The organism is Phragmitibacter flavus (assembly GCF_005780165.1).
GTDB lineage: Bacteria > Verrucomicrobiota > Verrucomicrobiia > Verrucomicrobiales > Verrucomicrobiaceae > Phragmitibacter > Phragmitibacter flavus.
This window is the reverse complement of record NZ_VAUV01000009.1, coordinates 278,881-292,128: the sequence shown is the minus strand read 5'-3', so window position 1 is coordinate 292,128 and position 13,248 is coordinate 278,881. Positions and strand designations below refer to the sequence as shown.

General features: G+C 58.4%; 9 protein-coding genes. 4 read left to right on the top strand and 5 right to left on the bottom strand.

The annotated features are described in order from the left end of the window. Positions 1-78: 78 nt before the first annotated feature. The 4 genes from FEM03_RS14090 to vccA all read left to right on the top strand — a co-directional run bounded on the left by FEM03_RS14090 (position 79) and on the right by vccA (position 6,603). Positions 79-1,056, top strand: a complete 978-nt coding sequence (locus FEM03_RS14090) for a D-2-hydroxyacid dehydrogenase (protein WP_138086911.1) — start codon at positions 79-81, stop codon at positions 1,054-1,056. Positions 1,057-1,082: 26 nt separating this feature from the next. Next, positions 1,083-2,096, top strand: a complete 1,014-nt coding sequence (locus FEM03_RS14085) for a zinc-binding alcohol dehydrogenase family protein (protein WP_138086910.1) — start codon at positions 1,083-1,085, stop codon at positions 2,094-2,096. 84 nt (positions 2,097-2,180) lie between these two features. Then, positions 2,181-2,423, top strand: a complete 243-nt coding sequence (locus FEM03_RS14080) for a glutaredoxin family protein (protein WP_138086909.1) — start codon at positions 2,181-2,183, stop codon at positions 2,421-2,423. A 271-nt stretch (positions 2,424-2,694) separates the two neighbouring features. Then, positions 2,695-6,603, top strand: a complete 3,909-nt coding sequence (vccA, locus tag FEM03_RS14075; protein ID WP_166442856.1) for a Verru_Chthon cassette protein A — start codon at positions 2,695-2,697, stop codon at positions 6,601-6,603. Positions 6,604-6,620: 17 nt separating this feature from the next. On the opposite strand, the gene FEM03_RS14070 is transcribed toward vccA, so the two are convergent. From FEM03_RS14070 to FEM03_RS25615, 5 genes are all read right to left on the bottom strand, one after another. Further along, a complete protein-coding gene (locus tag FEM03_RS14070) occupies positions 6,621-7,016 on the bottom strand; it encodes a rhodanese-like domain-containing protein (RefSeq protein WP_166442855.1) in 396 nt (131 codons plus the stop codon). Between the two features lie 169 nt (positions 7,017-7,185). Next, positions 7,186-8,643, bottom strand: a complete 1,458-nt coding sequence (locus FEM03_RS14065; protein WP_138086906.1) for a DUF1501 domain-containing protein — start codon at positions 8,641-8,643, stop codon at positions 7,186-7,188. A gap of 184 nt (positions 8,644-8,827) precedes the next feature. Then, positions 8,828-9,076: a four helix bundle protein gene (locus FEM03_RS24770; RefSeq protein ID WP_206171005.1), complete on the bottom strand. Its 249-nt coding sequence runs from the start codon at positions 9,074-9,076 to the stop codon at positions 8,828-8,830. Positions 9,077-9,162: 86 nt separating this feature from the next. Beyond that, positions 9,163-12,546: a PSD1 and planctomycete cytochrome C domain-containing protein gene (locus FEM03_RS14055; protein WP_138086905.1), complete on the bottom strand. Its 3,384-nt coding sequence runs from the start codon at positions 12,544-12,546 to the stop codon at positions 9,163-9,165. A gap of 188 nt (positions 12,547-12,734) precedes the next feature. Then, positions 12,735-13,211, bottom strand: coding sequence for an 8-oxo-dGTP diphosphatase (locus FEM03_RS25615; RefSeq protein WP_276609656.1), 477 nt, complete (start codon positions 13,209-13,211; stop codon positions 12,735-12,737). Positions 13,212-13,248 lie beyond the last annotated feature (37 nt).

The window sequence follows — 13,248 nt, the reverse complement described above, 5'->3', positions numbered from 1 at the left end:
GAGCGGAGGTGTCAGCGAAGTGCAATTTGCTGTCGGCTTGGCTTGATTGAGGGTGAATTTCTTTGATGGTGACGAGACATGAACGCTCTCAAGATTTTTTCCGACACGCTTTTGGCTCCGCAGGTTCTTGCCTTGTTGAAGGAGGGGGTGGCCCCGCATGAGATTTTGCTGCCGGACAAACCGGTGACGTCGGTGCTGGCGAAGGCGGACAAGGATCCGTCGTTTGGTCTGGCTGACATTGCGTTTGGCCAGCCGGATTTGCAGAGCGTGTATGAGTCGGAGAAGTTGAAGTGGATTCAAGTTAGCTCGGCGGGGTTCACGCGATATGACACGGCGGAATTTCGTGAGTTCGCGAAGTCGCGGGGGTTGTTGGTGACGAACAGTTCGTCAGTGTATGCGGAGGCTTGTGCGCAGCACGTCGTGGCGTTCATGCTGGCACATGCGCGGAAGCTGCCGATGGGATTGAAGTCCCGGGTGGCGAATGGAGCGTCGGAGTGGAATGCGTTGCGGCAGCAGTCGGCGGTGCTGGGGCCTGGACAGAAGGTGCTGATTTTGGGTTATGGTTCGATCGCGGCGCGGGTGGTGGAGCTGTTGAAGCCTTTCGATATGGAGGTGATTGCGGTGCGGCGTCAGCCACGGGGCGATGAGGAGGTGAAGGTGGTGACTTTGGAGGCGGTAGGGGAGGAGTTGCCGCTGGCGGATCACGTGATCAACATCCTGCCGGACAATGCGGAGTCGGTGAATTATTTTGATGCGTCGCGCTTTGGGCGCTGCAAGGAGGGGTCGGTTTTCTACAACATCGGGCGCGGCACGACGGTGGATCAGGGGGCGCTTTATGCAGCGCTGAAAAATGGTCCGTTGGAAGCGGCGTGGCTGGATGTGACGGTGCCTGAGCCGCTGCCCGATGAGCATCCTTTGTGGACTTTGGAAAATTGTTTCATCACGCCGCACACGGCGGGTGGGCATCGGGATGAGGCGGGCACTTTGGTGCGGCATTTCCTCGGCAACTTCCGGCGCTATTTGCAGGGGGAACCGTTGAAAGACCGGATCATTTAAACGGTTGGCGCGTATCTCTCGTTACCATGAAAGCTGTTGGATATCGTCGTTCGTTACCGGTGAGTGATCCGGATTGCCTGTTGGATGTGACCTTGCCTGATCCGGTGGCGAAGGGACGGGATTTGCTGGTGCAGGTGAAGGCGGTGTCGGTGAATCCGGTGGATGCGAAGCAGCGCAAACGGGCGGAGCCGGCGGAGGGCGAGATCGCGGTGTTGGGTTATGATGCGGCGGGCGTGGTGGTGGCGGTGGGGGATGAGGTGACGCTTTTTAAACCGGGGGATGAAGTTTGGTATGCGGGCAGCATCGCGCGGCCGGGGACGAATTCGGAGCTGCATGTGGTGGATGAGCGGATTGCGGGCAGGAAGCCGAAGTCGTTGGATTTTGCCCATGCGGCGGCGTTGCCTTTAACGACGATCACGGCTTGGGAGCTGTTGTTTGACCGGTTGCGGATTCCGAAAGATCGAGAGGATCATGGGCAGTCGCTTTTGATTGTCGGAGCGGCGGGTGGGGTGGGTTCGATTTTGACGCAACTGGCGCGGCGGTTGACGGGGTTGAAGGTGATTGGCACGGCTTCGCGGGAGGAGACACAGGCGTGGGTGAAGGAGCTGGGGGCGCATGAGGTGATTGATCATCGCAAGCCGTTGTCGCAGGAACTGAAGCGGGTGGGCATCGATTCGGTGACGCATGTGGCGGGGTTGACTCACACGGATCAGCATATCGGGGAAATTGTGGAGTCGCTGGCGCCGTTTGGGAATCTGGCGTTGATCGATGATCCGGCGGTGTTTGATGTGAAGTTGCTGAAGCGCAAGGCGCTTTCGTTGCATTGGGAGCTGATGTTTACGCGGTCGTTGTTTCAGACGGCGGACATGGTGAGGCAGCATGAGATGCTGAATGAAGCGGCGGATTTGGTGGATGCGGGAGTTTTGCGCACGACGTTTGGGGAGCATCTGGGGGAGATCAATGCGGCGAACCTGAAGCGGGCGCATGAGTTGATCGAAAGCAACACGGCGAAGGGCAAGATGGTGCTGGAGTTCAGATAAGGGGTAAGGGAAAAGAGGCTGGAGAAAAGTGAGGAATTTCACGACCTGTGGGGAAACGTGAAACGTTATTTGAAACTGATGAGCATGAGTGTCCGACTTTTTATCAAACCTGGCTGTCCCTGGTGTGACGAAGCCATTGACTGGCTTGACGAACATGGTGTGAGTTATGAGAAGCTGGATGTGACGCGGGATGCGGACGCGCGTGAGGAGATGCTTGAGCTGACCGGCCAGACAAAGGCACCGTGCATTGAGGTGGATGATGCGGTGCTGGCGGATTTCGGCGCGGATGAATTGGAGGAGTGGTGGGACAAAAAAGGCTTCCCGTGAGGAGGATGGCTCGAGGGCATCACCGGCACTTGATGCGGGTAATTGTAATCAAATGATTAGTGGAATTTTGTCCACTGAGCCCGCCCATTAAAGGCGTTTACTCTTGTGGTCGTCTTCGGATCTGTCTTAAACTTTGGAGAAAGAACGCATTGGTGGCTGTCTTCGGAGAGTGACGGGTGGGTGCTGCAGGGCACTGGTTCGCGAGGTTCGTTGTCCATTCATGGAGAGCGGAACAACCAAAACCGGGATCATGTTGAATCCCCTATTGATCATGAAGCACGTTGATAAAACTGGATTGGCTGGAGTGGGTCGCGATGAGATGACCATCGGAAACCGGGAGAGGGGGGTGGCACTGGTGGTGGTGTTGAGCTGTCTGCTGCTGGTGAGTGGATTGGTGCTGTCTTTTTTTATGAGCGTGAGGACGGAGACGGTGGCCTCCCGGCTTGCAGAAAGTGGAGGACGCAGTCGGGATTTGGTGGATTCGGCAACCAATGTGGTGATGGCGCAAATTCGGGCGGCAACAACCAGCGGTGCAGGGGTGGCCTGGGCTTCACAGCCGGGGATGATTCGCACGTTTGGAACGGCGATGGGCGGACCTTCGAATGCGCCGAAAGCATATTACAAATTGTATTCGGCAGAGCACATGGTGTGGACGCCAGACGCGGGACCTTTCTCTGCGGCAGCCGATGTGCCAGCCAACTGGCATGAGAATCCGGCCTTGTTCACGGATCTGAATGTGCCGGTGATGGATCTGAATGGCACGCGGCGGTTTCCGATAGCGGATGCCGGGGCGGCGTTGTCTGAGGGAGGAACGCCTGCGGTGAAAGGTTTTACGTTGAGCGGTGTGCCGTTGGCTGGTGCGGCGGCGACTGACAATCCTTTGCCGATGCCGGTGCGTTGGTTGTATGTGTTGCGAGATGGGAAGATGACAGTGCCAAACGAGGGATCGGCAGGGGAGGCAAGGTGGACCGGTGGAGCAGCGCATGCACCGACCGCAGACAATCCGATTGTGGGGCGCGTGGCGTTTTGGACGGATGATGAATCGACCAAGGTGAACATCAATACGGCGGCGGGGGATGTGTGGGCGGAGAACCTTAGTGGCAATGATCCGGTGCCGGGATCGTTTTGGGATGTGCCGCGGATCAATACGACGTTTGAAAAAGAGCGGCTCGCCAGGCGGCAGGTGGGGCAGTTTGAGTATCAGCGATACCCAGGGCATCCTGCGACGGTGTATTTGAGTGCGGTGTTTCCGAATTTGACCCGGGAGGGAATCAGCAACGTAGCATCGAGGGTGCAGATGGGGGGATCGCTGGGAGGCACGGTGATCGCGACTGAGAAGGTGGAAGTAGATGCTGACCGTTTGTATGCGTCGGTGGATGAGCTGGTGTTTGATCCATTGAGAGGCTCGCAGGAAGGCAATGGGGTCACGAGGGTGGAGTTGGAAAGAAGTGCGTTCTTTTTGACTGCCAGCAGTCGTGCGCCGGAGACGAATTTGTTCAATCAACCGCGGATCTCGATCTGGCCGCTGCATGCGATTGATAATGAGGCTCACCGGACGGCATTTGATCGGTTGATTGCCTTTTGCGCACGTGCGAATGGGCGGGACTATTCGTTCAAGCGGGCGGATGCCTACAGTCCGACGGCGGACTATGAGTTGATTGAGCGGAACCGGGAACTTTATGGGTATTTGCAGCGGTTGACGAGCGCGGCGGTTCCGGGGTTTGGCGGGAGTTTTTCGGCGAAATATCCGGAGGATCGGGATCAGATTTTGACGCAGATCTTTGACTATGTTCGCAGCACCAATTTGTTTGATGACACGCTGGAGCCGCAGAATCAGAATGATCCTGCATCGTGGACGTTTCCAACGATGGGCAAACAGTTCACCAGTGCGCGGACGAGGAATTCGAGCAATGGCCGGATGGGAGGACTTCGTGGTCACGGTCAGGTGACGCCGCTTTCGATTCCTGCCAATGACACGATGGGGTTTGGGCGTTTCAACACCCTTTCGGAAGTGGGATTGCATTTCATCTGCACGGCGGATGGCAGCGGTCAGGTGGATGGTGATGGTGAACCCTTAAGTCCGGAAGATGAGGCGAAGCTGGCCAGCAATGTGATGGCCAACCGGACCCTGGCGGGCAGGGTGCTGGAGGAGGACGAGATGCGGGTGGAAGTGATGTTCTTGATGGAGCTTTTTGCTGCGGCGCAGGGGTGGAATGCGCTGAATCAGGATTTTCAGATTCGGGTCACCGGATTGGACGGTTTGCAGGTGAGAGGCATGGGCGAAGTGGGGTTCAAATCTTTGGGGTTTCCGGCGAGTGCGACGATTCACATTGATCAGCAGCCCTTTGCGCACACGAGGACGATCGGGGGTTCCAATGGATTCAGGGTAACGTTGGCGAATCGCGGGGTGCCGCTGCGGGTGTCTGCGGAGGGAGAGATTGCGAAGGATTCGAATTCATCAACATTGGCCAACACCTATCCGTTTGTGAGTGCGCCGGTGACGATCAAGCCCGGATTGGAAAGGCAGATGTTTCTGCAATACACCGGGACAGAACCGATTCGGGTGGAAATTTATGCACAAAAATACGGTTCCATTCCTGCTTATTCGCCAGGTTATGTGCCGGATGAAGCTGCCTTGGTGCAGACGATTCGTTTGGATTTTCAGCCCAGCGAGGTGAGCGGCGGAGCATTGCCATCGCCGACGTTGGTGATGGCCGGGCATGTGGAAAAGAATGGGGAGAATGTGGAATTCACTTCGACGAGGGAGAATTTTTGGACTTTTGCGAGAACGCCTGCGTTGGCTGGCAAGGCGGGCAGGCTGGCCTACATCACCCGTCCTCCGAACCGGACGAATCGTCAAAACATTGGCGGATTGTTTCGAGATACGGACACCTTGAGAACCTTGGTGCCGGTCCATGGCGACTATCGGCATGTGGCAGCGAGGAGGGAAGTTCCGCTGGAGGTGTTTGTGCCGCATCAGTATTTCACGTCTTCCGATCAGGTGGCGCATTCATTTACGGAGGGATATCAGGGGCATGATTTGCTGTTCAATTCGACGAGGGAGGGCAAGCTGGCGTCACTTTCCAACTCGCAGAACTATCATGAGCGGTTTTCTCCGGATGTGCCGTTCAAAACTCCGTTTTGGGGGAGTGATTCGGGAGACTGGGACCACGGCACGGGCATCACGCCGGATGGGGCCTACATCAACAAACCGGATGAAGGACACAACGCGGTGGGAACGGTGCCTTATTTTGCCAATGATTGGGATCATGAGGCGAGTGGACCGACGTTTTTTTCTCCGAATCGTCAGGTGATGTCGGCGGGGATGTTTGGGTCGTTGCCGACGCAGATCAAGGCGGCCAAACCGGTCGAGGAGCGGGCCTGGAGGACGTTGTTGTTCCGACCTGATCCTTCATCGGGCAGTTTTGTGCATGTCGGTGGTCAGTCACCGAAGGATCACCTGTTGCTGGACTTGTTCTGGATGCCGGTGGTGGAGCCGTATGCGATCAGCGAGCCGTTTTCGACAGCGGGCAAGATCAACATGAACTATCAACTGATGCCGTTCACCTATATTGAGCGTAGCACGGCCTTGCGGGCATTGTTGCAGAGTGAAAGGGTGGGGGCGGTGCCGTTGACGGCGGTGGGAGGATACAAGTCAGGGACGGGCACGAATTATCGTTATCAAATCGAAGAAGAAGAAACGCTCGCGCAGTTTGAAGAGAGGTTTGCGAACAATGAGATCTTCAGGTCCGCGAGTGAGATCTGCGAGGTGTATCTGATCCCAAAAGGTGTGCCAGGAAAGCCCGGTTTGAAGGCAGTCGACATGCCATTGTTTTGGGCGGAACATGCCCTGACCGGAGATAATTTACGGGAGAGACCGTATGCGACCTTGTATCCACGTTTAACGACGAAGTCGAACAGCTACACCGTGCATTACCGGGTGCAGGTGCTTCAACAGGCTTCGCGCAGCCGGGGAAGCAGCGCCACGGAGTGGGCGAAATGGGAGGATGGACGGGATTCGGTGCAGTCGGAAATGCGTGGGTCGACGACCCTGGAGCGTTATGTGGATCCATTGGACCCAAGTCTGCCGGACTTCGCCGATCCTGATACGGCACCCGATGAAAACCTGGATACGAGTTATCGATTCCGGGTGATCAACAGCAAGCGTTTTGCGCCGTGAGGAAAACTGATTTTGACTTATTTGGTGACGGGTAGGGAGGCGTCTTTCCAGGCGCTGATGCCGCCGTCGAGGTGATAGATGTGTTTGAAGCCGAGGGCCTTGAAAGCTTTGAGGGACTTGGCGCTGCGGGCACCGGACTGACAATGAATGAGGTAAGGTTTCTCTTTGTCGAGGGTGTCGATTTGAGTCTTGAAGTCATCTTCGGTGAAGTCGTGGTTGATGGCGTTGGCGAGGTGGCCGTCTTTGTATTCGGCATCGGTGCGAACGTCGAGGATGGTGACTTTTTTCTCGTCGATGAGGGCGGCGGCGGCTTTGGGGTCGACGTGGGTGATTTCGGTTTTGGCGATGGGGTCGGCGGCGAAGACCGGGAGGGTGAGGAGGAGGAGAAGGGTGGTGGTGAGGAAGGTTTTCATGGGACGGGTGGTGGGAAGTGACACAGGCATTGTGCCTGTGGGTGGGACAGGCTTGCAGCCTGTTTGGTTTGGTTAGGTTTGGTTGCGCAGGGTGGGGATGTTGGCGTGGAGACGTTCGTTCCGCAGGCAAAATGCCTGCCGGACCCACAGGCTGCAAGCCTGTGTCACCTTAGGCAATGATGTCGCGAATGACTTTGGCTTCGTCGGTGACGCCGGTGAGGCGGTAGTCGAGGCCGGCGTAGCGGTAGGTGAAGGTGGAATGGTCGAAGCCGAGCAGGGCGAGGATGGTGGCGTGGAGGTCGCGAACGTGAACAGGATTTTCGACGGCGGCAAAGCCGAATTCGTCGGTGGCTCCGTGGACATGACCGCCTTTGACTCCGCCGCCAGCGAGCCAGGTGGTGAAACCGTAGTGGTTGTGGTCGCGGCCGCGCTGTTTGCCGGCGTTGCTGCCGGGAGTTGGAAGTTCAACAGCGGGAGTGCGGCCGAATTCGCCGCCCCACATGATGAGCGTTTCGTCGAAAAGACCTCGCATTTTCAGGTCGGTCATCAGGGCCGCGATCGGTTTGTCGGTGCGTTCGGCGAGTGGTTTGTGGCCGAGGATCTCGTCGTGGTCATCCCAAGGCTGGCCGTCGCCGGTCCAGAGTTGCAGGAAGCGGACGCCGCGTTCGAGGAGACGGCGGGCGATGAGGCATTGGCGGGCGAAGGCACCGTCGTTGCCGGCTTTGATGCCATACATTTCGTGGACCCACTGGGGTTCCTTGGTGATGTCAAAGGCGTCGCTGGCTTCGACCTGCATGCGGTAGGCGAGTTCGTAGCTTTGCACCCGGGCTTCGAGCTGCTGATCGTGTTGGCGCGCGGCGAGGTGGGCTTCGTTGAGTTCGGTGAGGAGGTCGAGCTGTCGGCGTTGCTGGGTGCGGTCGAGCGTGGGGTTTTTGATGAACTCGACGAGCTTGTCGACGGTTTCGTGATTGGTGTTGATGTAGGTGCCCTGGTAGGCGCTGGGCAGGAAGGCGGACTGCCAGTTTTTGGTGCGTCGGATGGGCATGCCACCGGGGCACATCGCGATGTAGCCGGGGAGGTTTTGGTTTTCGCTGCCGAGGCCGTAGTTGACCCAGGAACCGAGGCTGGGGCGGTGGAGACGGGATTCACCGCAGTTCATGAGGCCGAGGGAGGGCTCGTGGTTGGGGACATCGGCCTGCATGGAGCGGATGACGCAGATGTCGTCGGAATGCTGGGCGACGTTGGTGAAGAGTTCGCTGATTTCGAGTCCGCTTTTTCCGTATTTTTGGAATTTGAAGGGGGAGGCGAGACCGGCGCCGGTGGGGCGTTCGGTCTTGAGGAGATTGGGGAGCATTTTGCCGTCATGCTTGGTGAGCATGGGCTTGGGATCGAAGGTGTCGACGTGGGAGGGGCCACCGTTCATGAAGAGGTGGACGACGCGTTTTGCCTTGGGCGCGAACTGGGAACTGCGAACGGCGAGCGGATTGAGCGGCGCGGCCTGGGCGGAGTTGGGTGCGAGCAGGTTGCCGAGGGCGAGCGAGCCGAAACCCATACCGACACGGTTAAGGAGCTGACGACGGGTCAGGAAGTGGTGTTCGAGGCTGGGCGAATGATCGTGAAGAGACATGGGAAAGTCGGAAGTCGGAAGTCGGAGGTGGGAAGTCGGAAGTCGGAAGTCGGAAAGTGCTAGTTCGGGCGAGCGGGTTTCGTGGTGCGCTTCGGGTTTTTGGAACGCGAGGTCTTGATAGAAGATACGGTTATGGCGAGGATTTCTTCTGCTTCTTTCTTGAGCGCGGTGAGGCGGTCAGGTTTTACGAGGCCGGACTCGGTAAGGAGTTCCATCCAAAAAAAAGGGATTCGTCAGCTTCTTCTTCAACGATGCCGAGTTTGGCTCGGAACTCATCGGTGCTGCGGGCGCGGTAGGCGGCCCGGTAATTTGCACCTACTGACGTAGCTGCACGAAGAACTTGGCGACCGATGACGTCGGCGCTCATCTTTTTGGGCAAGGTGTCAACCATGGAGATGATGCGCACCGCAAATGCCTTGGTGCGTTTTTTCATTTCATTTGGAAATTGCGTATCCATGGCTTCGAGGGGGTTTTTCTCACTGAACTTCCGACTTCCGACCTCCCACTTCCGACTTTATGTCAGTCTACGAACTGGAACTCGTTGCTGATGATGAGGACGTGGGCGAGTTGGGAAAGAGGGGTTTGCGGGCGGGGGAGGTTGATGGGCCATTTGCCGGGGCTGAGGAAGTCGCGGGCGGAGTCGGTCCAGAGGGTGAAGGGGGCGTTGGGGGTGTCTTGAATTTCGATGCGTGGGGTCCAGTGATAGGAGTCGTTGGATTCGTTGCCGCCCCGGGTAGTGGCGAAGGTGATGATGTCGCCGGTTTTGACCTGAAGATTTTCAACAACAAATTCGTGGCCTTGATCGGGTTTGAGGTGTTTTTCCTGGAGGAGGCCGCTGCGGCTGCTGTGGATGTAGGTTTGAATGCCATCGCCGCCTTTGGTGTTGTGTTTGAAGGGGGCGACGATGCGGATGGTGGTGTCGATGGGGGCAACCCAGCGGAGGATGTTGGCCGTGTTGCCGCGTCCAGTGTGACCGGCGAGTTTTTGATTGTTGCTGACGCGTTCCATGGTGAGGTAACCCCGTTCTTTGTCAGGGTAGGTGTCGCTGACACGCCAGCGGGTGCCGTCCTGCTTGGTGTGACGGAAGTTTTTGAAGGAGGTGAAGTCGCCGATTTTGATGGGGGCATCAGGGGTGGCGTTGGCGGGGGTAAGTTCGGCGAAGCCATATTGCCAGGTGTAGGGGGTGCCGGTTTGGAGGTCGGCGGCTTCGTGAATGAAGGTGGAGGCGATTTCGATTTCGTGGGGGGCGGGGTCGCGGAGGAGCACGCGGCGGTAGAGGTTTTTGAGGGATTCGGAATCGATGTTGCTGCCTTGCACTGGGGTATTTTTGGCGACGAGATCGGCCTGGTCGCGTGCAAAGGGGCTGTTCATGAGGAACAGGGTTTGCTGCGGGACGGTGGTGTCGGAGCGGACGGGGCTGTGGGCGTCCGGATTGGCGAAGTCAAAGATGGCGGGGACGGTTTCCTGCTGGAAGCGGTCGACGAAGAGATAGACGCTGCGGCGGGTGTTGGCGTCCTTGTCTTTGTGGGGAGTGGGGCGACCGCCCATGCTGGCGGGGACGAGGGATTCGCTGGTCTGCAGCATGGTGTCGCGCATGGCTTCGTAGTCGAGGCGGCGGCGGTTCTGGCGGGTGAGAAGTTGGTTCTCTGGATCTTTGAGATCTTTGTCAGGCGTGCTGACGGAATTTTGCTGCCAGGTGCGGGAGTTGAGGATCTGGCGGTGGAGTTTTTTGAGCGACCAGCCATTGTCCATGAAGTTGGCGGCGAGGTGGTCGAGGAGGGCAAGCTGGACGGGTTCGGGGGTTTCTACGCCGAAGTCGCTGGTTTGTTCAACGAGAGGTTTGCCGAAGTGCTGGGCCCAGACGCGGTTGACGATGACGCGGGCGGTGAGGGGGTTGTCTCGGCTGGTCATGGCTTGGGCGAGTTCAAGACGTCCGCTGCCTTTGGTGAATTTCTGACCGCCGAACATGGTGAGGTAACCGCGCGGGGCGGGGTCGCCGCGACGGCCGGGATTGCCGCGGATCATGACTTTTTCGTCGCGCGGTTTATCGCGGTCTTTCATGACCATGGCGCGCTGGGGGGCACCGGGGGATTCGAGGTCGAGTTTGTTGATTTTGTTTTCGAGTTTGACCATTTCCAGACGGTCCTTCTGGGTGAAGAAGCGTTGGATTTCGTCGACCTTGACGCTCATGGGCGATTTGCTGTCCATGAGCAGAGCGCGGACGGCTTCCCAGTCGGGATTGTTGGGCTCCTTGCCGGTCATGCAGGTGACAAAGATGTCGGAGTAGAGCTGGGCGACGTCGGCGAAGGATTTGGGGGCGGGGCGTTTGGCGAGTTCGTTGCGAATGACGGGGTTGGTGGGGCTGTCGGCTTTGGCAAGTTCGGCGCTGATGGCGGGTGCTTTGGCGGCGAACTGATCTTCGGGGAGTTCGGCGAATTTTTTCCAAGCGAGCAGGACGGGATGAGGTTTGTCGGTGGCGGTGTGACGCTTCACCAGTTCGACGAGGCCTTGGGCGATACGGTCACGCAGTTGGGCTTTGCCGGCTTCGCCGCGGAATTGCTCGTCTTTAAAATCGGAGGCTTTGCGGACAAAAACGAGGTAGTCGCGAAGGCGGTCGGTATTGCGCAATTCGCTGTAGACCTGCTCGCGCATCTGCTGTTTTTCTTTCTCCACTTCGGCCACGCTGGAGTTGTAGGCGTCGACGGCGGGCTGATTGTTGGGGAAACCGATGATGGGTAGCTGGTCGGGAATTTCGCTGGAGTTGAAAATGCTGAAGAACGCGTAGTAGTCCTTGGTGGGGATGGGGTCGTATTTGTGGTCGTGGCAGCGGGCGCAGGAGACGGTGAGGCCGAGGATGCCGCGAGTGACGACGTCGATGCGGTCATCGGTTTGCAGGAGGTTGTCTCCTTGGAAGGAGTCGTTGACGGTGAGGAAGCCGAGCGCGGCGAGGGAGGGATCGGTCTTGCCGGGTTCGAGCAGGTGGTCGGCGGCGAGTTGCTGGGTGACGAACTGGTTGTAGGGAAGGTCGCTGTTGAGGGCATTGACGACCCAGTCGCGGTAGGTGTAGGCGTGAGGGTAGCGGATGTCGACGCCGCCGGCGCGGTAGCCTTCGGTGTCGGCATAGCGGGCGACATCCAGCCAGTGGCGGGCCCAGCGGACGCCGTATTGGGGGGAGTTGAGCAGTTGATCGATGAGCTTGGAGGTGGCGTCGGGGGATGGATCGCTGACGTATTTTTGGAGGTCGGCGTAGGAGGGGAGGAGGCCGGTGAGGGTGAGGTGGAGACGGCGGCCAAGGGTGGCGCGGTCGGCGGCGGGGGCGAAGTCGAGACCGGCTTCGGCTTGTTTGGCGGCGACGAACTGGTCGAGCGAGGTGCCGGGAATGGTGGTTTTTGGAAGGGGTGGCTGCTGGATTTTCTGAAACGACCAGTGGGATTCCCAGGAGGGTTTTTCAGCGTGGGCGACGGGATCTTTTTCGGCGGGCCAGGGCATGCCCATGGCGATCCATTTTTCGATGTTGGCGATGTCGCCATCGCTGAGTTTGTCGCCTTTTTTGGGCATCGCGGTGACGCCGTCCTGATGTTTGATGGCCTTGAGAAGTTTGCTCGCGGCGGCGTTGCCCGGGGTGGCGACGACGCTGTAATCGGAGCCGCGCAGGATGCCAGAGTAGTTGTCGAGGCGCAGGCCGTTTTCCTGGTGGTGGCTGTTATGGCATTCGTAGCAGTTGTTGGCGAGGACGGGGCGGACGTGTTTTTCGAAGAACTCGATCTGGTCTGCGGGGAAGGTTTTGGCGGGTTCGGATGCCTGTGCTTGAGTTGATGCGTGGGCGGAGAGAAACGCGGTGGCGATGAGAGGAGTGCCACGGAAGAAGAGGGTTTTGGCGGCGGCTTGGAGACGGGGAATCATGATGGGGCTACGTCAGAGTAATACGTAGCACAGAACGGGGATTTTTCACGTGGAACGTGGGGCAATGAACAACGGACAGGATGTCCGTTGCACGCACCGGCTTAAAGCCCGTGTTACGGCTCCGGCTTGGGCTCCCTGCCGGACAGGCAAAATGTCTGTCCCACCCACAGGCTGCAAGCCTGTGTCACCTAGGACCAGTCGACTTGATGGGTGAGCATGGTGTCGCTGTCGAAGTGGAAGGTGCCGTGGAAGTGGTCGGCGGTGGTGGTGAGCATGCGATGGAGCCAGTATTGGTCGTCCTGCCACATCTTTTCGAAAGGGATGGCGTCGATGGGGGTCCAGAGGGGGAAGGCTTCCTCGGTTTCGGTGGCGGTGCCCTCGAACTGGGTGGCCATGAAGACAGCGACGTGCATGGCGAGGCCGTCGGTGAAGGTGAACATCAGCTCGCCGCGTTTGACGGGGTTGAGGGCGGTGACGTGAAGTTCTTCCTGGGTTTCGCGGATGGCGCAGTCGAGCTCGCTTTCGCCGGGGTCGAGCTTGCCACCGGGACCGTTGATTTTGCCCATGCCGAAGCCGCGCTTTTTGCGGATGAGAAGGACTTGTTCATCGTGGAGGATGAACATGAGGGTCGCCTTGATGGCGGGGGAGGGGGGAGGGAGGTTCAAATGGGCGGGTGGGCGGTGTTGAAAATAGGCTGGGCTA